General features: G+C 72.5%; 18 protein-coding genes and 1 pseudogene. 4 read left to right on the top strand and 15 right to left on the bottom strand.

Annotated features, from left to right (window positions below; genetic code table 11):
* Positions 1-21: 21 nt before the first annotated feature.
* Positions 22-852: a methyltransferase domain-containing protein gene (locus tag RB614_RS08135; protein WP_308711764.1), complete on the top strand. Its 831-nt coding sequence runs from the start codon at positions 22-24 to the stop codon at positions 850-852.
* On the opposite strand, the gene RB614_RS08130 is transcribed toward RB614_RS08135, so the two are convergent.
* From RB614_RS08130 to RB614_RS08060, 15 genes and pseudogenes are all read right to left on the bottom strand, one after another.
* Positions 828-1373: a DUF3455 domain-containing protein gene (locus tag RB614_RS08130; RefSeq protein ID WP_308711763.1), complete on the bottom strand. Its 546-nt coding sequence runs from the start codon at positions 1371-1373 to the stop codon at positions 828-830. The two genes, RB614_RS08135 and RB614_RS08130, sit on opposite strands and share 25 nt — an antisense overlap.
* A gap of 184 nt (positions 1374-1557) precedes the next feature.
* The gene (locus RB614_RS08125) at positions 1558-2052 is read right to left on the bottom strand and encodes a DsbA family protein (protein WP_308711762.1); all 495 of its coding nucleotides are present in this window, start codon (positions 2050-2052) and stop codon (positions 1558-1560) included.
* 152 nt (positions 2053-2204) lie between these two features.
* A complete protein-coding gene (locus tag RB614_RS08120; RefSeq protein ID WP_308711761.1) occupies positions 2205-2867 on the bottom strand; it encodes a nucleoside/nucleotide kinase family protein in 663 nt (220 codons plus the stop codon).
* A 9-nt stretch (positions 2868-2876) separates the two neighbouring features.
* On the bottom strand, positions 2877-3572 hold the full coding sequence (locus RB614_RS08115; protein ID WP_308711760.1) for a lysoplasmalogenase family protein: 696 nt from the start codon (positions 3570-3572) through the stop codon (positions 2877-2879).
* A gap of 64 nt (positions 3573-3636) precedes the next feature.
* Positions 3637-4689, bottom strand: a complete 1053-nt coding sequence (locus RB614_RS08110) for a LacI family DNA-binding transcriptional regulator (RefSeq protein WP_308711759.1) — start codon at positions 4687-4689, stop codon at positions 3637-3639.
* Positions 4690-4878: 189 nt separating this feature from the next.
* The gene (locus RB614_RS08105; RefSeq protein WP_308711758.1) at positions 4879-5409 is read right to left on the bottom strand and encodes a hypothetical protein; all 531 of its coding nucleotides are present in this window, start codon (positions 5407-5409) and stop codon (positions 4879-4881) included.
* Between the two features lies 1 nt (position 5410).
* Positions 5411-6097 carry a hypothetical protein gene (locus RB614_RS08100; protein WP_308711757.1) on the bottom strand — a complete coding sequence of 229 codons (687 nt, stop codon included), beginning with the start codon at positions 6095-6097 and terminating at the stop codon, positions 5411-5413.
* Positions 6098-6157: 60 nt separating this feature from the next.
* Entirely contained in the window at positions 6158-11926 is a 5769-nt protein-coding gene (locus tag RB614_RS08095; protein WP_308711756.1) for a ThuA domain-containing protein, read from the bottom strand.
* A 288-nt stretch (positions 11927-12214) separates the two neighbouring features.
* Positions 12215-13384 (bottom strand): serine hydrolase domain-containing protein, encoded by a 1170-nt coding sequence (locus RB614_RS08090; RefSeq protein ID WP_308711755.1) that lies wholly within the window; start codon positions 13382-13384, stop codon positions 12215-12217.
* A 210-nt stretch (positions 13385-13594) separates the two neighbouring features.
* Positions 13595-14542 carry a carbohydrate ABC transporter permease gene (locus tag RB614_RS08085; protein WP_308711754.1) on the bottom strand — a complete coding sequence of 316 codons (948 nt, stop codon included), beginning with the start codon at positions 14540-14542 and terminating at the stop codon, positions 13595-13597.
* Entirely contained in the window at positions 14539-15594 is a 1056-nt protein-coding gene (locus RB614_RS08080) for a carbohydrate ABC transporter permease (RefSeq protein ID WP_308711753.1), read from the bottom strand. The genes RB614_RS08085 and RB614_RS08080 overlap by 4 nt, the downstream gene beginning before the upstream one ends.
* Complete coding sequence (locus tag RB614_RS08075) at positions 15591-16856, bottom strand: ABC transporter substrate-binding protein (protein ID WP_308711752.1); 1266 nt, start codon at positions 16854-16856, stop codon at positions 15591-15593. Before RB614_RS08075 ends, RB614_RS08080 begins: the two co-directional genes overlap by 4 nt.
* Before the next feature lie 681 nt (positions 16857-17537).
* A complete protein-coding gene (locus tag RB614_RS08070; RefSeq protein ID WP_308711751.1) occupies positions 17538-17837 on the bottom strand; it encodes a hypothetical protein in 300 nt (99 codons plus the stop codon).
* 94 nt (positions 17838-17931) lie between these two features.
* Positions 17932-18912 carry a glutamate ABC transporter substrate-binding protein gene (locus RB614_RS08065; RefSeq protein WP_308711750.1) on the bottom strand — a complete coding sequence of 327 codons (981 nt, stop codon included), beginning with the start codon at positions 18910-18912 and terminating at the stop codon, positions 17932-17934.
* 94 nt (positions 18913-19006) lie between these two features.
* Positions 19007-20311: pseudogene (locus RB614_RS08060) on the bottom strand (ThuA domain-containing protein); the annotation flags it as partial.
* Between the two features lie 112 nt (positions 20312-20423).
* On the opposite strand from RB614_RS08060, the gene RB614_RS08055 reads away from it, so the two are divergent.
* The 3 genes from RB614_RS08055 to RB614_RS08045 are packed head-to-tail and all read left to right on the top strand — an operon-like array spanning position 20424 to position 22582.
* Entirely contained in the window at positions 20424-21059 is a 636-nt protein-coding gene (locus tag RB614_RS08055) for an NIPSNAP family protein (protein ID WP_308711877.1), read from the top strand.
* A 45-nt stretch (positions 21060-21104) separates the two neighbouring features.
* Positions 21105-21764, top strand: a complete 660-nt coding sequence (locus tag RB614_RS08050) for an alpha/beta fold hydrolase (protein ID WP_308711749.1) — start codon at positions 21105-21107, stop codon at positions 21762-21764.
* Positions 21765-21808: 44 nt separating this feature from the next.
* Positions 21809-22582 (top strand): DUF3152 domain-containing protein, encoded by a 774-nt coding sequence (locus RB614_RS08045; protein ID WP_428982953.1) that lies wholly within the window; start codon positions 21809-21811, stop codon positions 22580-22582.
* The last annotated feature ends 47 nt before the right edge of the window (positions 22583-22629 follow it).

Below are 22629 nucleotides of genomic sequence, written 5' to 3'. Positions count from 1 at the left end.
TTCCCGGGTAGGGTGCGCCCCATGGGGGGTCCCCGATGGCAGGTCGCCGGCGACGGTCCGGCGAGCGCGTACGAGAAGTACCTGGTACCCGCGTTCTTCACCGGGTGCGCTGAGCGGCTGCTGGAGCTGGCCGAGGTCAAGCCGGGCGAGCGGGTGCTGGATGTGGCCACCGGCACCGGGATCGTCGCCCGGCAGGCGGCCGCCCGGGTCGGCCCGGAGGGCGCGGTCACCGGCACCGACGTCAACGAGGGCATGCTCGCCGCGGCGATCTCCACCGGGCCGGGCGAGATCGAGTGGCGGCTGGCCGACGCCGCCTCGCTCCCGTTTCCGGACGGGACCTTCGACCTGGTCACCTGCCAGCAGGGGCTGCAGTTCGTTACCGACCACCCGACCGCGCTGCGGGAGATCCGCCGGGTGCTCGCGCCGGAGGGGCGGGTGGCGCTCGCGGTCTGGCGGGGCATCGAGGTCAACCCGGCGTTCGTCGCGGTGGTGGACGTGCTCGACCGGTACGTCGGCACCGCCGCGGGCATGGTCCTGCGCGAGCCCTTCGCCGGCCCGGACCGCGCCGACCTGCACCGGCTGCTCACCGCGGCCGGCTTCCGGGCGGTACGGGTGCGGATCGGCCTGGTCGACGTGCGCTTTCCCTCGGCGCGGGAGTTCCTGCGCCGAGAGGTGGTGAGCACCCCGCTGGCCGAGCCGGTGAGCGGGCTCGACGAGGCCCGGCACGAGGAGATGGCCGCGGAGCTGGAACGCACCCTCGCGCCGTACACCGACGACGAGGGGATCGCGTTTCCCCTCCAGACCTGGCTCGCCGTCGCCGGGCGCGGCTACGACCCGGAGGAGGGTGAGTAGAAGCGGTACTCCGCCCGGTAGGGCACGCCGGCCGTCGCGCCCTCGACGCAGGCGCCGGCCGGTGCGGCTCCGCCCTGGGTCTCCAGCCGCTGGATGTACGACGTGCGGCCGAAGACGCCGTCGCCGCGGTTGCGGGTCGACTCCAGCAGCAGCTCGGGGATCGAGCCCGGCACCGGCGAGTTGGCGATCGCGCGGGCCTCGACCAGCGAGCCGTCTACGGTGGACTCCCAGCTCGGGCCCCGGAAGTGGATGGCCTCCTGCCGCCCCCTCGTGCGCCAGGAGGCCCCCTCCAGCGTGGCGGCGGGCTCGACGAACACCCACGCGCCCGATGTGCACTGGTAGACCTGTACGCCCCGCGCGGCGAAGACGGCGCTGAGCGTGTGGCCGGCCGGCGGCGCCAGCGCGGGCGGTGCCGGCTCGAGCGGCGGAACGGCCGCGGCGCTGCCGCCGGAGCCGGCGATCAGAGCGGTGGCGAGCAGGGCCGCGCAGCCCAGGGCACGCCCCATTGTGGACCTTCGCACGATTGTCTCCCCCCAACGATGCGTTCGACGCGAGCCTATGAGTACCGGCGCGATGAACACCATTAGTTGTCGCTTAAAAGAGTGGGGGTTCTCTCGGGCTTAGGGTGATCGAAGCTCCTCCGAAGTCGTTAGAACGATTTCGGAGGAGCTTCGATCACGGGCGGGACTCGACGAGTGGCGGACTTCAGCGGCGCAGGCCGAGCGCGGCGCGGAGCGCGTTGAGCTCGACCCGGCCCTGGTACAGCCGGCCGTCGACGAAGAGCGTGGGCGTGCCGCGCACACCCTCCACCACGCCCTGGTTGTAGTCGGCCTCGACCGCCTCCCGGTAGGCCTGCGCCGCGTCGCCGGTCACCTCGACCTCGACGCCGGCCGTCTTCGCGTACCCGGCGAGGTCGGCGTCGGTGAGCCGGTCCTGGTTGGCGAAGAGCAGGTCGTGCATGGCCCAGAACCGGTCGCCCGCGGCCTCGGCGGCCAGCGCCGCGGTCAGCGCGAACGGGTGCTTGGCGAAGACCGGGAAGTGCCGGTACACCAGCCGCACCGCGCCGCCCGAGCCGTCGATCAGCTTGCGCAGCACCGGCTTGGCCGCACCGCAGTACGGGCACTCGAAGTCGCCGTACTCGACGAGGGTCGTGGGCGCGTCGGCGGCGCCGTAGACGTGCCGGTCGGGGTCGACTGTCACGATCGCCAGCCTAACTTTCCCGCGGCCGAGGACAGACGAGAACCGGCCGGACGCGGCCGCCCGACCTCGCCGCCGCGCTGGCCGGCGACCCGCCGCGCGTCCGTGATCGAAGCTCCCCTGAAGTCGTTCTAGCGACTTGAGGGGAGCTTCGATCACGGGCCATCACCGCGGGCCTCCAGCAGGTACATGTCGACGACCAGGTCGGCGCGGTCGCGGGTGGCGGCGATCAGGCGGGCGTTGGGATCGTCCACTATGGAGACCCAGCGGGCCGCCTCGTCCGGGCTCTTGCCGAACGCGACGTGGCGGGCGAGCAGGCGTTCCCGGCGGACCGGCTCGTCCAGCTCCACGTACCAGGTCTCGGTCAGCTCGGCGCGCACCTCCGGCCAGGGCGCGGCGCCGGCGAGCAGGTAGTTGCCCTCCGTCACCACGATCCGGGCCTCCGGGTCGACGCCGATGCTGCCGGCGATCGGCTGCTCCAGGTCACGCGCGAAGCCGGGCGCCCACACGGTGCGGCGGCGGTCGGTGCGGAGGCGGCGCAGCAGCGCGAGGTACCCGTCGGCGTCGAAGGTGTCGACCGCGCCCTTGCGCCCGCGGCGGCCCAGCCGCTCCAGGGCCACGTCGGCCAGGTGGAAGCCGTCCATCGGTACCAGCGCGGCCGGCACGCCCGCCGCGGCCAGGGCGCCCACCAGCAGCTCGGCGAGCGTCGACTTGCCCGCCGCCGGGCAGCCGGCGATGCCGAGGATCGCCCGCTCGCCGCCTGCGGGACGGCCGGCGCCGGCGAGGGCCACCGCCCGGGCCACCAGGTCGTCGAACACGCCGCTACGTTACGCGGGCACCAGATCCGCGGGTCGGGGCGCCGGGGCGACCGCCTCGGGGCGGGGCGTGCGGGCGGCCCAGCCGGCGACGACGAGGGCCTGGCCGAGCAGGTACGTGGCCATCACCAGCGCGGCGCGCCCGGGCACGTCGGCGGCCTCGGCCAGGCCGACGCCGATCAGCGTGTCCGAGGCGAGCAGCAGGCCGCCGCCGAGGCCGACCCGCCAGCCCCAGGACGTCGCGGCGCTCGCCATCACGGCCATCAGCGCGGCGTACCCGGCCATCGGCCAGGCCACGCCCCGCTCGCTCAGGCCAGGCCAGAGCCAGGCCAGCGCGGCGGTGGCCGCGGCGCCGTACCCGGCGAGGTAGAGCCACCGGCGACGGCGGCGGAAGGCGCCGGTGCGGGTGAGCTCGACGGCGTAGACGCCGTAGGCCAGCGCGAAGAAGACCATCCCGACGACCAGCGCCACGGTGCCGCCCAGCTGGAGGGTGACGTCGCCGGCCCAGGCGAGCGCGAGCGACAGCAGCAGCCGGCGCGGGATCCGGCCGCCGCGCTCGGCGTGCGCGGCCACGGCGTACACGGCGAGCAGCGGCATCAGCAGGGGCTTGGTGAGGTTGTCGACCAGGTCGTGGTGCACCGCCGCGCCGGCCACGTGGACCGCGCCGACCGCCGCGTACAGCACCGCCGCTTGCCGGGAACGGGACATCACCACACTATGACAGCTCCGGGCCCCTGATCAGGGCGCTTCGCGCGCTGCCCGGCCGAGCGGCCTACGCGGACTGGCGCCGCACCAGCCGGGCCGGGATGATCACTTCGGTCGGCGGGCCGGTGACGGTGCCGGCGATCCGTTCCAGCAGCAGGCGCGCGCCGGCCCGGCCGATCTCCCGGGCCGGGTTGGCCATCGTGGTGAGCTGCGGCGTGACCAGGCTGGCCGCCTCGATGTCGTCGAAGCCGACCACCGCCAGGTCGTCCGGCACCCGCAGCCCCCGCTCCCGGGCAGCGTCGACCGCGCCGATCGCCATCATGTCGTTGGCGCACATGACCGCGTCCGGCGGATCGGGCAGCTCCAGCAGGCGACCCACGCCCGCGGCGCCGCCGGCCCGGCTGAACTCGGTCTGCGAGATGAGCGCCGGGTCGACCGCCACCCCGGCCTCGGCCAGCGCCGCCCGGTAGCCCGCGACCCGTTCGGCCGCCGGCCCGTCCGCGCCCGGGCCGCACACGAACGCGATCCGCCGGTACCCGCCGCGCAGCAGGTAGCGGGCCGCCTTGGCGGCATTCCCCTCGTCGTCGCTGTGCACCAGGTCGACGCCGGGCAGGGCCTGGCGGCCGCCGAGCCGTACGACCGGGATGCCCGCGTCGACAACCGGACGGAGGTCGTCCGCGTGCGTGTGGAACACCGCGAACGCGATGCCGTCGACCTGCCGCGAGATCATCTTGTCGAGGGCGAGCCGTTCCAGGTCGCGCTCGCCGTTGGTGTTGGTCACGATCTCGTCGTACCCGGCCGGCCCGAGCACGTCCTGCAACCCGCGCGCGAGCACCGGGTAGAACGGGTTGGTGATGTCCGGGATGACCAGCCCGATGGTCAGGCTCCGCCCGGCGCGCAACCCGCGGGCGACCACGTTGGGCCGGTAGCCAAGCTCCTCGATGGCGTCGAGCACCCGCCGGCGCGTGGCCTCGGAGACGGGACGCCGCCCGTTGAGCGCGTGCGAGACGGTCGTCGCGCTGACCCCGGCCAGCGCCGCGACCTGACCGATCCGTGGCCGGCCGCCGCGAGACGCCACCTGCGCCCCCTCTCCCGGCGGGTCGTCGACCAGGTGCCTCACGTCCCGGCCGGCCCGCTGAGCGGGATGCTACTCCCTCCTTTCCAGCCATCGATCCCATGCGCCGCACCTCCGTCCCACCGCCCGCACCGCGGATGCGCTCCGGGCACGGCGCGGGGTGGGCGCGCAAGCGGGGCAGCTCCATAGGTCCGCGGACAGCACACCGGCCCGGCTCAGCGCACCGCCCACGGCTCAGCGTGCGGCGGCCTTGGCGCGGTGGCGAGAGACCAGGGCCAGGGCGACGACCGCGCCGAGGAGCAGCGCCGCGCCGGCGACCCACCAGCGCCAGGTGCCGCCGCCGCCCGGGTCGGTGGGCGCGGCTTGCGGGGGTGGGGCGGTCTGGGCCACCCGCGCCTCGACGGTCGCCTCCGCCTTGCCGGGGTTGGGCTCGGGCGAGGTGACCACGACCGTCCACCGGCCCGGGGTGAGCACCGCACCGCTGGTGTAGAAGCCCTGGCCCTCGTTGGCCGGGTCGAGCTGTACCGGGCCGACCCGCCGGCCGCCCTCGCCGGTCGCGTTGAGCACCAGGCGCAGCACCTGGTCTTCGACCGGGTGACCGTCCTGTTTGTACGCCGCGCGGACGGTGACGCCGGTCGCGCCGTCGCCGGCCAGGTCGAGTTCGAGCGGCCCGCCGTGTGCGGCCGCCGGGGCGGCGGGCCAGAGCGCGAGCAGGGGTACCACCGCGAGCGCGGCGAGGAGCCCGCGCAGAAGCCGACTGGGCATGTCACTTCCCTTCCGGTGCGCCGTCGGCGGTCAGCGCCCCCTGCCCCGGCGCGGCCGGCAGAAAGACGTGGGCGTGGCCGTTGCCGGAGTCGATGTTGAGCACGTCGAGCTGGGTGGCGGCGGTGGACCAGGTGGCGACCGCGATGTCCCGCTGGCGGCCGGCGAGCTCCACGAGCGCGTCCCGCCCGGTTGGCGGCTGGGCCAGCGCCGCCGCGTACGTGTCGACCGCGGCGTCCAGGGAGCGGACCGCGGCCGCGAGGCCGGAGCGGGCGATGTTGACGCCGGTACCGCCGGAGGGCGGGTTGGCGAAGTCCGCGACCGCCTTGCCCGTCACCTCCCGCCAACCGTCCACATCGGACCGGTCCACCGCGGGGCCGGGCGCCTTCCCCGGCGGCACCGCCGCGGCCAGGCCGTCGAGGACGGGTACCAGCCGCCCCTGGACCTCGCGCGCCTTGGCGGTCAGCTCGACGATCTGCGCCGCGTCCCGCTTCGCCTCCTCGGCCTGCAGCGCCGCGACCCGGTCCGCCGTGGAGCCCGCGGACGAGTCGCCGGCCGCCAAGGCGCCGATCGGCCCGGCGAGCAGGGCACCGAGGGCGAACGCGATCAGCACGGGAGCGATCCGGCGGGCGGGTGACGCGGCCGGCGCGACAGCGCGCGCCGGCGGCCGTACCCGGGTCCTGTTGCTCATCCGAAGCCTCCCCTGGAGAGTGGGGCCGGCCGGTGCGCCGGCCGGCCCCACGGCGTGCGGCTAGAGCGTGCCGCCCTCCGGCAGCCGGGTCGGGTCGCCCTCGACGCGGCCGGTGCCGGACAGCGACTTGTTTCCGTTGGCCTTCTTGCCGGCCGCCGTCGCCTCGCCGCCCAACCGGACGATCATGGCTTCGGCGTCGCGGACGAGCACGGCGCGCACGTCCGGGTCGGTGACCAGCGCGGTGTCCGAGGCGAGCCCGACGAACGCCCGCAGCTGCTGCACGGCCCGCTTGTCGTTGCCGGTCGCCTCCGACACCCGCGCCGCCTCCAGCTTGTTCGACAGCTGGCGGTGCGCCTTGTTGGAGAGCTGGCCGGTCGCCTTGAACCGGTCGATCAGGTTTTGCATGTCGCGGAACGAGGTGGTGACGAAGAACCGCACGTTCGCCGTCGTCTCGTTGCCCGCCTTGTCGGTGGCCGTCACGACCAGCTCGTGCAGGCCGAGCGTCAGGTCGTACATGACCTGCAGCGTCCCGGACTGGTACGGCGTGCCGTCCAGCTTGCCGACCACCGACTGGATGCCGGAGGTCGGGTCGACCGCTCCGAACGTGACCCGCACGTCCTGGCTGTCGCCGTAGAGCTGGCCGTCGGCGAGGCCGGAGACGAGGACCGTCGGGGAGTCGCCGTCGATCCGCAGCACCGCCGACTTGAGCGTCTCGGCGTTGCCGGCCTTGTCCGTGGCGCGGTAGAGCAGCTCGTGCTCGCCGTCGCCGGTCACGTCGACCGGCTGCGTGTACGGCGTCCACGGGCCACCGTCGAGCGACCACTCCACAGTGGAGACGCCCGAGCCGGCGTCGGTCGAGGCGAGCGTCACGGGGACCACCCCCGCGTTCCAGCCGCCGTCCGACGGCGGGGCGAACGTCGCCGTGGTCACCGGCGCGGTCGCGTCGATCCTCACCGCGGTGGACTTCGTCGCCTCCACGTTGCCGGCCTCGTCGACCGAGCGGAAGCGCACCTCGTGCGTCCCGTCGCCGGCCACCAGGATCGGCTCGGTGTACGCGGTCCAGGTCGTGGCGGCGTCGAGCTGGTACTCGGTGCGGGCCACCCCGCTGCCGCCCTCGTTGTCCGTGGCGGCCAGCGTGACCGTCGCGGGCCCGGTGTACCAGCCCTCGACCGCCGTACCGTCCACCGTGGAGACCGTCACCGGCGCGGTGCCGTCCTCAGCCTCCGTGCTCAGCCGGAAGTAGTCGAACGAGACCGTCTTGCTGGCGGTCTGCGCCGCGCCGAGCGAGAACAGGCCCACCTTCGGGGTCGCGCCCACCGCCGTACTGGTCAGCGGCTCGAACGCGGTCCAGGTCTGCCCGTCCGCCGAGTACGACGCGGTGTAGACGTCGCCCACCCTGGCCAGCCGCAGGTACCACACCGCGCCGGTGAGGTTGGTGACCTGGGGCTGTGGATTCTGCACCGCGCTGCCGATCTCGCTGCGGAACTCGATCCGCCGCGTCACCGGCTGCCCGGCCGTGTTGTCCACGATGTAGTCGAGCTTCAGGTAGTTGTCGTCGTCGGCGTACACGAGCAGACCGGCCTGCTGGTACTGCTCGTTCAACAGGCTTCCGTCGACCTTCGTCTCCAGGACCCAGTCACCCGCTGGCGCCTGCTGGAGGATGAAGTTCGTCGGACCGGTGTTGTTGCCCGTGTAGATGTCGCCGTTCGGCACGTCGACATGGAGCGAACCGCCCTGCACCCGGTACGCGGCCGGGTCCTCGCGGACGATCGCGTCCCAGCGGCACTTGTCCAGGCTGGTGCCGTCGAACTCGTCGGACGGGTTCACCGGACCGGCCGGCTCGTCCGGCGTGATCTGGAACCAGTCGAACGTCGCGTCGACCACCGGCGCGGTCGTGCCGCCCTGGAGGGCGAACAGGCCCACCTTCGGGTTGGTGATGCCGGCCAGCGCGGCCGCCCGGCCCACCGGGGTGAAGGTCTGGCCGTCGGCCGAGAACGACGCGGTCAGGTTGGTCCCGTCACTGGTCAGCCGCAGGTAGATCGGGTCCGACCCGGTCGGTGCGGCGGCGCTGTCGGCACCCTCGTTGCGCGGGGTACCGGCCGTCTCCCGGATGAACTCGAGCCGGCGGCTGCCGGAGAAGAGCACGTCGAGCTTGGCGTAGTTCTCGTCGTCGCCGTACACCAGGAGCCCGGCCTGCTGGTAGTTCTCCGCCGTCGCGAGCGTCAGCTTCGTCGTGGCCTGCCAGGCACCGCTGGGCGCGGGCTGGAGCACGAGGTTGGTGGCGTCGTTGCGGCTGCCGTAGAGGTCACCCACTCCGGTGGGCAGGACCAGCGACCCACCCTGTACGGAGTAGAGCTGGTTCTCGCGGACCACTGTGGACCAGCGGGTCTTGTCCAGAGTGGAGCCGAGGAAGTCGTCCGAGCGCGCCCCGAAGCAGGACGTGTTCGGCGCGTCCACCTTGATGGGCACGGTCCCGTACGCCTTGGCACCCCGGGCGTCGGTCACCGTCAGCGTGGCGGTGAACGTACCCGGCGCGGTGTAGGTGTGCGTGGCGTTCAGCGTGTCCGCCGTCCCGCCGTCACCGAAGTCCCAGGCGTACGTGAGCGGCGTGTCGCCCTCCGCGTCCGTGGCGGTACCGGTGAACTCCACGTTCACCGGCGCGGTGCCCGTGGTCGGGGTCGCCGAGACGCTCACCACCGGTGGCGCGTTGTCGGTCACGCCGCGGCCGAGGAAGTCGACCCAGTTCACGTTGAGCAGGCCGCCCCCGCCCGTGTCGCCGGGGTTGTTGCGGGCCACGAAGTAGAGCGGCCCGGTGCTCGCCTGCGGCGCCGGAAGGTCGACCGAGACGTCGGTGTACACCTGCCAGTCGCCGGTCGCCGGCACCGTCGCGGTGAGCAGCAGCGGGCCGTCGAACGCACCGGTGCGCACCTGGATCGTGCCGCCGTTGCCGCCGGAGGCGACCCGGAAGCGCAGGGTGTCGATGCCGGAGAGGTTGGTGGGGTCGAACGACCACCAGTCGCCGTCCTCGACGAACCCGATGTTCTGGAAGCCGCCCGCGGTGTCGCCGGTCGTCTCCCGCACCACGCCGGGGTCACCGGTGCCCAGGCCGTCCGGCGCCTTGCCGGTCGCCGAGAAGTACTCGGCCTGCTTGCGCTTGGGCTGGAGCTGCTCGATGGCCCGGCCGGTCAGCGGGTTGGCCCCGCCGCTGCCACCCTCGTCCGTGTACGTGGCCTCGAAGACCGTGAACACGTTGGCGTCGGCGCCGTGGCCGGAGCCGAGCGACGTCTGCACCGTGCCCTCGCAGCCGGTGTACGACTGCAGCGGGTGGGCGTGCTCGTCGTGCCCGAGGTACGTCTGCAGCGTCACCTTCGAGCAGTCGATCTCGCCGTCCTCCGGGTCGGTCACCTCGACCCGGTAGTTGACCTGGTCGCCCCAGTCGAAGAAGCCGCCCTGCGGCGGGAACTCGATGGTCACGGTCGGCGCGGTGTTGCCGACGGTCACCGGCACGTTCGCGACGGCCGTACGGCCCTTGGGGTTGGTGACGGTGAGCTGGGCGGTGTAGTTGCCGGCCGCCGTGTACTGATGCGACGGGTTGGGCTGGTCCGAGGTGCCGCCGTCGCCGAACGTCCACGCGTACGTGAGGGTGCCGCCGTCCGGGTCACGCGACCCCTCGCTGGAGAACTGGACGGTCAGCGGCGGCTGGCCCGACGTGGGCTCGGCCGAGGCGACCGCGATCGGGGCCCGGTCGCCGGCGATGAAGTCGATCCGGTACACGCCCGAGTCGTCGTTGTTGCCGCCGAAGCCGGTGCCCCACTCGATGATGTAGAGCGCGCCGTCCGGGCCGAACTCGAAGTCCATCGGCCGCAGGAACGTCATCCCGGCCAGCAGCTGGTTGATGTCCACAAGGGACTTGGCGTCCTCGTCGAGCTGGAACGCGTACATCTTGTTCTGGTTCCACTCGCCAAACATCGCCTTGCCGTCGTAGTACGCCGGCCACTTGCGGTCCGAGGCGAGCGCCGCGTCGTACCGGTACACCGGGCCGCCCATCGGCGCGCCGCCGCCCCCGATCTCGGGGTAGAGCGGGTTGCCGCTGTAGTCGTAGTCGACGGTGGCCGAAATCGCCGGCGGCAGGCTGGTCAGGCCGGTGTTGTTGGGCGAGTTGTTGACCGGGGCCGCGCAGTCGAACTTCGGTCCGCTCGGGCCGGACGGGAACGTGTAGTCGTTGTACGCGTAGTTCGCGCCGTGGCAGTACGGCCAGCCGTAGTTGCCGGGCGTGACCACGTTCCACTCGACGGTGCCCTCGGGGCCGCGGTCCGGGTTGGCGGCGCCGGCGTCCGGGCCGTAGTCCCCCACGTACAGCGTGTCGGTCTGCTTGTCGATGCCGATCCGGAACGGGTTCCGGAAGCCCATCGCGTAGATCTCCGGCCGGGTCTGCGCGGTGCCCGGCGGGAAGAGGTTCCCCTCCGGGATCGTGTACGTCCCGTCGTCCTCCGGGTGGATCCGGATCACCTTGCCGCGCAGGTCGTTGGTGTTGCCGGAGGTGCGCTGCGCGTCGTAGTCCTGGCGGCCCGGCCGCTCGTCGATCGGGTTGAAGGAGTTCGACTCGAACGGGTTGGTGTTGTCACCCGTGGCCAGGTAGAGGTTGCCGGCGCCGTCGAAGACCATGCTGCCGCCCGCGTGGCAGCAGGTGTTGCGCTGGGTGGTCACCTCCAGCACGACCTTCTCGCTGCTCAGCGCGATCGAGTCGCCCGCGACGGTGAAGCGGCCCACCCGGTTGCGGGCGATGCCGTCGTTCGGCGCGTAGTAGAGGTACACCCAGCCGTTGCTGGCGAAGTCCGGGTCGAGCCGGATGCCGATGAGGCCGTCCTCGTTGCCGGTGAAGACGTCGAGGTCGATCGCGGTGACCGTGGTGCCGGTGTCCGGCTTGACGATCTGCACCCGGCCGTCGCGCTCGATGTAGAAGACCCGGCCGTCCGGCGCGATGTCCAGCTCCATCGGATTCTGCGTGTTGCTGTCCAGCGTCACCTTCTCGAAGCTGCTGGTCTGCGACGCGGCGCAGCCGGCGTCGACCGCCCCGGCCGCGGTCTGGATGCCGCCGAGCAGGTGGGCCAGGAAGTCCGGCTCCGAGTACGACTCGATGGTGTGGCCGCTGCCGGTGTACCAGGCGCGGCCGCCGTCGAAGTCGTGGCACCACGCGGTCGGGTGGTCGGCGCCCATCGCGCCCGCGCCCGGCGTGTACGTGCGCTCGTCCAGGCTGGCCAGCACGTGCACGTCGGCGCGCGGGTTGGTCTGGAAGTTGTACCACTCGTCGAAGCGGGTCCACTTCGCCGGCAGGTGCGCGGTGGAGGGGTGCGCCGGGTCCTCGACCTTGATGGTGGCCGTCTGGTTGGCCGGGTGGGAGGCGAAGTAGGCGCCGACCAGGTCCCCGTACCAGGCCCAGCTGTACTCGGTGTCCGAGGCGGCGTGGATGCCGGCGTAGCCGCCACCACCGCGGATGTACCGCTCGAACGCGGCCTGCTGGTCGGCGTCGAGGACGTCGCCGGTGGTCGAGAGCCAGACCACCGCCGCGTACCTGTCGAGGTTGGCGTCGGTGAACGCGCCCGCGTCCTCGGTCGCGTCGACGGTGAAGCCGTTGTCGGCGCCAAGCTGCTGGATCGCCGCGATGCCCGCGGGGATCGAGTCGTGGCGGAAGCCGGCCGTCTTGGAGAAGACCAGGATGGAGAACGGGTCGGCCGCGGCCTGCTCCACCGGCGCGGCCTGGGCCGGCGCGGGCCCCGCCACCAGCGCGGACGCGGCGGTGAGCAGGGCGGCGGCAGCCGTGAAAAGCATACGTCTAGCGGCGCCGCGCGCGCGGCGGCTTCGGCGATTGACTGGCACGAAGGAGCTCCTTCGCTGGATGGGAACAGCGGGGGATCTCGCATCGGCTCGCCGAAGACCGGTGCGGTGGGGGTGGGGCGCGACGCCGGCCCGCCGAGGCCGCCGCCGCAATTTGTTATCTGGCTTAACGAATTAAGCCCAACGGGCCCCGTCGATGGCAAGTCACGTTCAGGTAACACAGCCCGACCGTTCGGGCGAATCGCTCGCCGTCACGGTCGGGCTGTCCCCCTGGTTCCCCCGTCAGCAGAGAATGCGGGCCACCGCCTCGTCCGCCCGCCGGTACACGGCGAGCGCCTCCTCGTCGCCGGCCAGGCGGGTGGTGATGGCCAGGACCACGGCGTGGCTCCCGTCGCCGGTCACGCCGTTAACGGTGCTGATACCGGGAACGTCGCCGCCGTGGCTCCAGTAGCCGCCGCACGACGTGGGCGTCCACATGATCCCCAGGCCGTACCGGACGCCCGGGAACACGTCCTGGAACGTCACCGCCAGCACCGTGCGGTGCATCTCGGCCAGCTGCGCCGGGCGCAGCAGCCGTCCACTCTGGAGCGCCTGCCAGAAGCGCACCAGGTCGCTCGGGGTGGTGACCAGGTCGCCGGCGGTCCACCCCCAGCTCAGGTTGAGCAGCGTGGTGTCCAGCAGCGGGCCGCCCGGCTCGAACTGCTGGTACGCCTTGGCGTGCGGCCGGGGCAGCGTCGGCACGTCACCCGGCGAGTACGTCCGGGTCAGCCCGAGCGGCCCGGTGACCCGCTCCCGCACCACGCTTCCCCAGGACCTGCCGGTGATCTTCTCGATGATCATCCCGACCAGGATGTAGTTGGTGTTGGAGTAGTCCCAGCTCGTACCGGGCGCGAAGACCGGCTCGTGCTTCATCGCGACCGCGACGAGCTCCTCCGGGTCCATGTGCTCGAAGCGGTGCTCCAGGTACTCCTCGGGCGAGGCGAGCGCGGTCAGGTCGTTCGTGTAGTTGTAGATGCCGCTGGTGTGCTGCAGCAGCTGCCGCACGGTGACCCGCCGCCCGTCGTTGCCGTTGCCGGCCACCACGCCGGGCAGCCAGCGCTCCACACTGTCCTCCAGCGACAGCCGCCCCTCCGCCACGAGCTGCAGCACGACCACCGCGGCGAACGTCTTGGTGTTGCTCCCCATCCGGAAGTACCCGTCGTGCGGCACGGGCGCGCCGGTGCGGATGTCGGCCACACCGGAGCGCGCCGTGCTGGTGCGCCGCCCGTCGGCGGCGATCCCCTGCACCCCGGTCACCCCGAGGTCACGCAGGTCGTCGGCGGCCCGCTGCAACACCCGCCGATCGCCGCCCGCCGGCGCCGCCCCCGCGGCGGCGCTGGTGACCGGCGCGACGGCCAGGACGGCGGCGAGGCCAGCCCCGAGCAGCGCGCGGCCGAGGTGCTGGATCCGCATGCTTTCCCCCTTCGTACGGCCACATGTCCTATGTGCACCCTACGAAGCTGGTCTATCCCCGAACATCCGTGTTAGTCCCCACCCCAACCCCTACGGGACACCCGCCCCCACGTGATCGAAGCTCCCTCCATGTCGCTAGAACGACGTGAAGGGAGCTTCGATCACGTGGGGAGGGCGGACCACCGCTGACGTCGCGGTAGCCCACATTCGCTAGGCGTCGCGCAGGGTGCCGGCCAGGACGCCGCGGAGGAAGAAGCGCCCGAGCAGCAGGTAGATGGCGAGCGTGGGGAGGCTGGCGAGCAGTGCGCCGGCCATCGCCTGGCCGAACGGGACCGACTGGCCGCCGGCGACGTTGTTGAGCGCGACCGTGATCGGCCAGGACTCGCGGCTGGTCATCATCGCGCCGAACATGAAGTCGTTCCAGGAGGCGGTGAACTGCCAGATGATCGACACGGCGAACGCCGGGCGGGCGAGCGGCACCGCGACGTCGAGGAAGGTCTGGAGCACGCCGGCGCCGTCCAGCCGGGCGGACTCCATGAGCGAGTCGGGCAGGCCGACGAAGTAGTTGCGGAAGATCAGCGTGGTGATCGGCAGGCCGTAGATGATGTGGATCAGGGTGAGGCCGGCCAGGCCGCCGGTCTGGTCCGCGCCGCCGCGCAGACCCAGGTCGGTCATGGTCTGGGCGAGCGGGATGACGATCGCCTGGTACGGCACGAAGATGCCGAACAGGATCAGCGGGAAGACCACGTTGGCGTACCGGAAGCGGACCTTGGCGAGCACGAAGCCGTTGGCGCAGCCGAGCAGCGAGGAGATCAGGCTGGCCGGGATGGAGAGGCTCAGGCTGTTGCGGAAGCTGTGCGAGAGCTTCGGCCACACGTCGGTGAAGTTGTCCAGCGAGAAGCTGCTCGGCAGCGAGAAGATGCCGGTGACCGTGACGTCGCCCGGGTCCTTGAAGGCGGTGGCCAGCAGCACGTACACCGGCATGAGGAAGAACGCGACCAGCAGCCACAGCCCCGCGTACCGCAGGACGGTGAGCCACCCGGCGGTGCGGCGGGACCGGCCCGCGGCGCCGGGTGCGGTGGGCGCGGTCTGGTGCACCGGCCGCGGGATCGCCGTACGCGCCGGGGTCGGGATGCCGGCGGTGCCACGTACCGTCATCGCCGCTCCGATCGCAGCCAGTGCCGGATGTACGGGCCGATGATGAGCGCGACGCCGATCAGCAGCACGGTCGCGATCGTGGCGCCCCGGTCGTAGAAGCCCCCGTCGAACGTGGTGAACCACATGTACAGCGAGGGGGTGTCGATCTTCAGGTTGCCCTGGTCGAGCGCGTAGATGAGGTCGAACGTCTTCAGCGAGATGTGGATCAGGATGAGCACCGCGCTGAACGTGACCGGCCGCAGCGCCGGCCGCATCACGTACCAGAGGACCTGCCACTCGCTCGCGCCGTCGATCCGGGCCGACTCGCGGAACGTGTCGGGGATAGCCCGCATGCCGGCGAGGAAGAGCGCCATCACGTACCCGGAGAGCGCCCAGCCGGCGGGGAGGGCGACGGCCGCGATCGCCCAGCTGGAGTCGGACTTGTGCCAGTCGCTGCGCAGGAACCCGAGGCCGAGGTCGGCGAAGAGCTGGTTGAGGCCGGCGGTGTCGCCGCCGCTGCCGTTGTCCAGCAGCCACCGCCACACGATCGCGGTGGCGATGAAGGAGATCGCCATCGGGAAGAGGAAGACGCCCCGGTAGAACGCCTCCCCCTTCGCGCCCTTCTCCAGCAGCAGCGCCATGACGAAGCCGAGCGCGAGCGCCCCGAGCACGAAGACGGTGGTGAAGATGAGGATGTTGCGGGCGTCGGTGCGCCAGCGGGCGTCGTTCCACAGTGCCCGGTAGTTGTCCAACCCCACGAAGTCGTAGACCGGGGTGAGCCCCTGCCAGCTGGTGAACGAGACGCGCACGTTCCAGCCGATGAAGCCGTAGACGAAGACGCCGATGAGGACCAGTGACGGCGACATGAGGCCGAGCCCGGCCAGCCACCCCGGCACCCGGCGCACCCGCGGGGAGCGGCGCACCGGCTCCGGCGGCCGGTGCAGCCAGTCGCCCTCCACGCCGGCCTGCGCGTGCCGGGGCCGGTGCGCCGGCGTGGTCCCGATCAGCTCCAGGCCGTGCGGCCCTTCGCCGCCGGGCTGGCCGGCGCCCGGGATGCGAAACGGGCCGCTCACCGGGTGGCCTCGAAGGTGCGGTCCAGCGTGGCGGCGAGCTTGCCCAGGTCGCCGTTCTGGTTGAAGAGGCCGAGCGCGGAGTCGATCTCGGCGTTGAACGCGTTGTTGGCCACCACGCCGTGGGCGAGCGAGCCGACGATCCGGGTCTTCGGGTCGCGCCACTGCGCCAGCGCCCACCCCAGGTAGCCGGGGTAGAGCTTGGCGTCCGCGTCGACCCGGGCCGGGATCGAGCCCTTCTTGGGGTTGAAGAGGTTTTGCCCCTCGGTGGAGCCGCACTCGACCAGCCACTTCTCGGCCAGCTCGGGGTTGCGGGCGCCGGTAGGGAGCGTGAACGCGTCGGAGAGGAACGAGTAGACGCCGTCGCTGCCGGGCGAGGCGACCGCCGCGTACCCCTGCTGCCAGCGCTGCTTCTTGGTCCCCTCCAGGTAGCCGGAGACCCAGTCGCCCATCACCGCGTAGACGGCGGTGCCCTGCACGACGCGGTCGAGCTGCGGCTGCCAGTCGCCGGAGGCGGAACGCAGGTCGGAGTAGGAGAGCACCTGCTGGTACGTGGAGAGGGCCGCCTGCACCTCCGGCGCGGTCCAGCGCAGCGAGCCGGCGAAGAGCTGCTCGTACTTGTCGGCGCCCAGCTCGCCGAGGAGCACGGTCTCGAACAGGTGCTTCTGCGTCCACTGTGGACCGATGGCGAGCGGCGTGCGGCCGGCTTCCTTGATCTTCTCGGCCTGGGCGAGGAACTCGGGCCAGGTCTTCGGCGGCCCGCCCAGCCCCAGTTCGTCCAGCGCCGCCGGGGTGTACCACAGCAGGTTGGCCCGGTGGATGTTCACCGGTACGGCGTAGAGCCGGCCGTCGATCGTGAGGTTTTCCAGCAGGCCCTGGGGCAGCACCTCGCGCCACCCCTCGCGGTCGTACAGCGCGGTCAGGTCCTGCACCTTGCCGGAGCGGACGTCGTCCTCGAGCTCCAGCCCGGCGTGCCGCTGGTACGAGTCCGGCGGGTCGTTGGCGAGCAGGCGGCTGGCGAGGATCGCCTTGGCGTTGGAGCCGGCGCCACCGGAGACGGCCGCGTTGACGAACGCGACGCCGGCGTTCTTCGCCTCGAACTCCTGCGCCATCGCGGCCAGGCCCTCTTCCTCACCGGGCCCGGTCCACCAGGAGTAGACCTCGAGCTGGTTGTCGCCGCCGCCACCGCCGGCTCCGCACATGGGTATGCCCGCGAGGATGGCGACGACGACCAGCGCCAGGACCCCGACCCGTCCCTGCCACATTCCGCTACGCCTCCCTCACGTGCGACACAAGGTACGCCTTGATCACAAAGGACGATTCGCCCGATAGTGGGAGGCGGACCTGACCGGACAGGCAGTGTCGGCATCGACCGTGGGGCCACTGTCGCGGTCCGTGATCGGCGCCGGACAGGCCGTGGATTTGGTAGCGCTCCCGCGCCTACGACCCCGAGTCGCGCAGGGCGTCCACCATCGTCGCGGTGCGGGCCGCCGCCGCGGCGAAGACCGCGTCCGGCCGCTGGCGGCGCGGCACCACGCCGGAGCGGGTGAGGAACGGGTCCAGCCGCCGCGACCAGCCGGGCGCCGAGCCCGATCGCGCGGTGGACGAGGTCGTGGGTCACCGTCACGACCGCCACTAAGATCCCGAACACGATCGCGGGGGTCAGCCACCACCGGCCCAGCCAGGCCGCGGTGGCGAAGGCGACCATCCCCGGGTACGGGCGAGCGAGCGCGACCGGGCGCTGACCGGCGATCGTCGCGAGCAGGTCGGTGCCGAGCTCCTTCGTCGACGGCCCGGTCATCGGAGCTTCTCCGCCACGATCCGGCTCCGGAGTACACATGCGACGGTGCCCAGCCCGGGCCAGGTCGAGTCGCCGAGGAGCCAGAAGCCGAGGTGGCCGGCAGCCATCGGTAAAGACCACTCCGCCGGCTGCCGGCCGGCCGGTGCTACTCGCGGTCCACGACGATCACGGGGTTGGCGAGCAGGCGGACGTCGAACTCGCCCAGGCGGAACGCCTCCCGGTCCATGACGATCACCGGGTTGGCCAGCAGGCGCGGGTCGAACTCACCCAGGCGGAACGCCTCGCGGTCCACCACGACGATCGGGTTGGCGAGCAGGCTCTTGTCGAAGCCGGTGAACGTGGCCAGCCGGCCGGCGGTGGCCGCGCCGCTCAGCACGGCACCGAGGAACGCGGACGCGAGCAGCGGTACACAGAGGACGGTGGCCAGGACACGACGACGGTACATTTTGGAACTCCTCCCCAGCATGGGTTGTAGATCCGCCCATGGTGAGAGAGCCGGCGCCGCCGCGCCAGAGCATTCGCCCCGCGTTTTTTCGCGCTCAGGCGCGGTAGCGGGCCGGGGGTGGGGCGGCCACCGGTCCGAGCGTGGCGCCCAGCCAGCGGTTGTAGGTCGCCATCCAGCCACCGTTGGCCCGGAGGCGGTCGAAGACCGCGTTGACGAAGCGGACCAGGTCCTGGGCGCCGCGGGCGAACGCCAGCCCGTGCGGCTCGTCGCTGAACCGCGGCCCGACAATCTTGGTGGTGGGGTCCTGCGCGGCCAGGCCGGCCAGCACGTTGTCGGTGGTGGAGATGGCCTCGACCTGGCCCTGCTGGAGCAGCACGAGGCAGTCGGTCCAGTCGACGGCGGAGACCGCGACCGGCTTGGCCGGCGCGTCGATGATCGCCTGGATCGACGTGGTGTTGGCCGCCGCGCAGACCCGCTTGCCGCCCAGGTCGTGGATGCCCGTGACCGGCGAGGTCTCCGGCACGAGCACGCGCTGCCCGGAGTCGAGGTAGTTGGTGGAGAACTCGACGAGCTCGCGCCGCGCGCAGGTGATCGTCATCGAATTGGCCACCAGGTCGACCTGCCCGTTGACCGCGGTGAGCCGCTGGGCCTGGGTGACCACCACGTACTGCACGCGCTCCGGGTCCCCGAAGATCGCCTTGGCCACCTCGCGCACCAGGTCGATGTCGAAACCCTCCAGGCGGCCGCTGACCGGGTCGCGGAAGCCGAACAGGTAGTTGTTTTGGTCGACGCCGGCGATCAGCCGCCCGCGCTGCCGGATCCGGTCCATCGTGGAGCCCGGTGGCATCCGGCCCGGCTGGGGCAGCGCGCCGGCCGGGCGGAGGCTGGCGCGGGGGTCGCAGGCCGGCTCGGGCGGCACCGCGCTCGGCGCCCCGGCCGGGTCGCGCACGCCCTGCGGCACCGGCGCCTCGGCCCGCACGGCACCGGGAGCCCGGTCGGGCAGGCCGGACGAGCAGCCGCCAGCCGCCAGGACGGCCAGAAAGGCGGCGCCAAATACTCGAAAGCCACCCCGCATAGGTCCACACCCTAAAACGCCCGGGCAAGTGGCCCCCGCCGGTGATCGAAGCTCCCCCCAAGTCGCTAGAACGACCGGGGGGGTGCTTGGCTCACACCTCCTGGGGACGGCGGTTGCGGAACGAGACGTCGTCGCCGGTGCCGTGGTTTTGGATGCCGATGTGACCGCCCAGGTCACGGGCCGGGTCGGTGTTGGTGAAGTCGTTGACGAGCACGCCGTTGAGGTACACCCGCAGGCGCTGCCCCTCGACGAGGATCTCGTACGTGTTCCACTCCCCCGCCCGGTTGAGCGCCGCGTCCCGGGCCGCGAGGTCGGCCGACTTGAAGCCGTAGATCGCGCCGGTGGTGCGGTCGTCCGCGTCGGTCGGGTCGATCTGGATCTCGTACCCGTTGTCGACCGCCGACCACGGGTCGCTCGACGCCGGGAAGCCGACGAAGACGCCCGAGTTGTCGTCGCCCGCCATCCGCCAGTCCAGCTTCAGCGAGTACGACGTGTACTGCCGCTGGCCGTACCAGAACAGGCCCATGCCCCCGACGGAGGTCAGCGTGGCGTCGGAGTCGGTGAAGCTGCCCGGCCCGGCCTGCGACCACCCCGCGGTGGACCCGTTGTAGAGGGTGGTGTAGCCGGTCTCCGGCCGGCAGTCGGCCTGGGAGCGGCCGGCCGCGTACCGGATGCCGCCGAGCAGGTGCGCCCGGAAGCCCGCCTCCGCGTACGTGGCCTGGGTGTGGCCCAGCCCGGTGTAGAACGACCGCCCGCCGCCGAACGACTTGCACCAGGCGATCGGGTGGTCGGTGCCCATGCCGCCGCCGGAGTACGAGGACTCGTCGAGGTTGGCGAGCACGCGCGCGGATGGGCGCGGGTTGGTCCGGTAGTCGTACCACTCGTCGGTGCGGGTCCAGGTCCGTGGCAGGTCCCCGGTCGCGGCGTGACCCCGGTCTTCCACCCGGATGTCCGCCTGCTGGACCGCCGGGTGGGCGGCGAAGTAGCCACCCACCAGGTCACCGTAGAACGGCCAGTCGTACTCGGTGTCGGCGGCCGCGTGCACGCCGACGAACCCCCGGCCGGCGGCGATGTACCGCTCGAAGGCCGCCTGCTGGGCCGCGTCGAGCACGTCGCCGGTGGTGGAGAGGAAGATCACCGCCTCGTACCGGCCGAGGTCGCCGGCGGTGAACGCGGCGGCGTCCTCGGTCGCGGTGACGGTGAAGTTGTTGGCCGCGCCGAGGTCCCGGATCGCCTGGATCCCGTGCGGGATCGAGTCGTGGCGGAAGCCGGCCGTCTTGGCGAAGACCAGCACGTCGTACGGCGCGTCGGCCGGGTTGGCCGACACCGGCGAGGTCGGGCCCGTGCAGGCGAGCACCGCGAGGAGCGCGGTGGCCGCCCCGAGGAGGTTCCTACGCATCGTAGCCGTCACATTAATTCGTGAAGCCAGATATGTCCACGCTTCGCCACGTTTCGCACCCCGCTCGCCGTCACTGGTCAAAGGCCCTCCGCCAAGGCAGGCTGGGCGGGTGATGATCTACGAGTTGCGCCAGTACACGCTCTGGCCGGGCAAGCGGGAGGCGCTCATCGAGCTGTTCGACCGCGAGTTCGTGGAGAGCCAGGAGGCCACCGGCATGCGGATCGACGGCCAGTTCCGCGACGAGGGCCGGCCGGACCACTTCGTGTGGGTGCGCAGCTTTCCGGACATGGCGCGCCGGGCCGAGTCGCTGCGGGCCTTCTACGGCGGCCCGGTGTGGCAGGCCAACCGCGACGCCGCCAACGCCACGATGGTCGACTCCGACGACGTGCTGCTGCTGCGCCCGGCCGGCCCGGTCTGGGACCTGCCGGCCGAGCGGCGTCCACAGGGGACGGACTCGGTGCTCACCGCGTCGATCGCGTACCTCCCGGCCCCGGTGACCCCGGCCTTTCGCGACTTCTTCGCCGCCGAGGTCGCGCCGGCGATGCCGGTCATCGCCCGCTTCGAGACCGAGTACGCGGAGAACACCTTCCCCGCCCTACCCGTGCGTACCGGCGAGCACGTCTACGTCTGGTTCTGCCGCTCTGCACCCGGCGACCCCGTCCCGCCGGTACCCGCGCTGGACGAATGGCTGGCCAAGCCGCTGGAGACACTCCGCCTGACCCCGACCGCCCGCTCGCTGCTGCGCTGACCGCGCGGCGGCTCCGCCGGCGGGTCCTGGGCTATGTTGGGGCCCGTGGCGACGGTGCGACTGCATTACCGAAGCTGGGGTTCGGCGGAGAACGCGCCGGTCATCCTGCTCCACGGCGGCGGCACCGACTCGGCCACCTGGGCGGACGTGGTGGCGCCGGCCCTGTCCGAGCAGTGGCGGGTCTACGCCCCCGACCTGCGCGGACACGGCAAGAGCGAGTGGCCCGGCGAGTACTCGCTGGAGCTGATGCGCGACGACGTGCTCGAACTGATGGACGAGATCGGGACGGCGCCGGTCTCGCTCGTCGGGCACTCGATGGGCGGCGCGGTGGCCTACCTGGTCACCCTCGACAGCCCCGAGCGGGTGAGGCGGCTCGTGCTGGAGGAGGCCCCGCCGCCGGTACCGCTGGCGCTGCCCATGCCGGCACGCCCCGCGGAGCCGGTGCCGTACGACTTCGACGTGCGGCCGGCGATCGTCGCGCAGCTCAACACGCCCGACCCGGCGTGGTGGACCCGGGCCGACGAGGTCGCCGTGCCCACGCTGGTGATCTCCGGCGGCCCGGCCAGCCACCTGCCGCAGCGCACGCTGTACGAGTTCGCCGCGCGGCTCCCCGGCGGGCGGCTGGTCACGGTCCCGGCCGGCCACCGGGTGCACACGACCGCGCCGGAACCGTTCCTCGAAGCGGTGCTGGCGTTCCTCGAATAGGCCCACGGTGAAACGCGCCCCGGTACCCACGTCGTGATCAAGGCATGCGGGGTGGACGGATCGCGGTGGTCGTGGCGGCGTGCGGGGCGGTACTGGCGGGGGTGGTCGCCGTCCGCGCCGGGATGCCGCAGCGGCCGGTCCCGGCCGCTGCGCCGGCCACGCCGCCGGCGCCCGCGCCGCCCTACTCCTCCACCGCGAGCCCGCCCGCGCCGCCGCCCCCGGAGATCACCTATCCGGCGCGCGGCGCGGGGACGTGGCGCTTCGCCGCCGGCGGCGGCCCGCTGGCCGGGCGGTCCGGGCAGCTCATGCGGTACCGCGTGGCGGTGGAGCGGGGCATCGACGGCATCGCGCCGGACGCGTTCGCCGTCGAGGTGACCCGGACGCTCTCCGACCCGCGAAGCTGGACCGGCGACGGGCGGTGGCGGCTGCAGCGGGTCGGCAACGGCTCGCCCTACGACTTCACCGTCTACCTGACCACCCCCGGCACCCGCGACGACCTCTGCCCCGGCGACGACGGGTACACCTCGTGCCGCAACGGCGAGCGGGTCGTGCTCAACGTGGCGCGCTGGGTGCACGGCGTGCCCCGGTACGGTGCTCCCCTCGACGCCTACCGTCAGTACCTGGTCAACCACGAGGTGGGGCACCGGCTCGGCCACGGCCACGAGAAGTGCCCCGGCCTGGGCCGGCCCGCGCCGGTGATGCAGCAGCAGACGCTCGGCCTGCACGGCTGCGTCGCGTACGGGTGGCCGCTGCTCGACGGGCGGCTCTACCGGGGGCCGGCCGGCTCGTACGACGACCCCGTCCCGGAGGGCGCATGATGGCCCTGACCTGCGGAATGAAACGGATCGGACGCCCGACCGCGTGT

The organism is Phytohabitans maris (genome assembly GCF_031085175.1).
Taxonomy (GTDB): domain Bacteria; phylum Actinomycetota; class Actinomycetes; order Mycobacteriales; family Micromonosporaceae; genus Phytohabitans; species Phytohabitans maris.
The sequence above is the reverse complement of the archived record's forward strand: the minus strand, read 5'-3'. Positions and strand labels throughout refer to the sequence as shown.

What these genes read in the sequence shown, in the direction of transcription:
- RB614_RS08100 (WP_308711757.1), bottom strand. Translation starts at nt 6,097, where the DNA reads ATGAGCAACAGGACCCGGGTACGGCCGCCGGCGCGCGCTGTCGCGCCG.
- RB614_RS08095 (WP_308711756.1), bottom strand. Translation starts at nt 11,926, where the DNA reads ATGCTTTTCACGGCTGCCGCCGCCCTGCTCACCGCCGCGTCCGCGCTG.
- RB614_RS08085 (WP_308711754.1), bottom strand. Translation starts at nt 14,542, where the DNA reads ATGACGGTACGTGGCACCGCCGGCATCCCGACCCCGGCGCGTACGGCG.
- RB614_RS08045 (WP_428982953.1), top strand. Translation starts at nt 21,809, where the DNA reads ATGCGGGGTGGACGGATCGCGGTGGTCGTGGCGGCGTGCGGGGCGGTA.
- RB614_RS08115 (WP_308711760.1), bottom strand. Translation starts at nt 3,572, where the DNA reads ATGTCCCGTTCCCGGCAAGCGGCGGTGCTGTACGCGGCGGTCGGCGCG.
- RB614_RS08075 (WP_308711752.1), bottom strand. Translation starts at nt 16,856, where the DNA reads ATGTGGCAGGGACGGGTCGGGGTCCTGGCGCTGGTCGTCGTCGCCATC.
- RB614_RS08070 (WP_308711751.1), bottom strand. Translation starts at nt 17,837, where the DNA reads ATGTACCGTCGTCGTGTCCTGGCCACCGTCCTCTGTGTACCGCTGCTC.
- RB614_RS08065 (WP_308711750.1), bottom strand. Translation starts at nt 18,912, where the DNA reads ATGCGGGGTGGCTTTCGAGTATTTGGCGCCGCCTTTCTGGCCGTCCTG.
- RB614_RS08090 (WP_308711755.1), bottom strand. Translation starts at nt 13,384, where the DNA reads ATGCGGATCCAGCACCTCGGCCGCGCGCTGCTCGGGGCTGGCCTCGCC.
- RB614_RS08055 (WP_308711877.1), top strand. Translation starts at nt 20,424, where the DNA reads ATGATCTACGAGTTGCGCCAGTACACGCTCTGGCCGGGCAAGCGGGAG.
- RB614_RS08105 (WP_308711758.1), bottom strand. Translation starts at nt 5,409, where the DNA reads ATGCCCAGTCGGCTTCTGCGCGGGCTCCTCGCCGCGCTCGCGGTGGTA.
- RB614_RS08135 (WP_308711764.1), top strand. Translation starts at nt 22, where the DNA reads ATGGGGGGTCCCCGATGGCAGGTCGCCGGCGACGGTCCGGCGAGCGCG.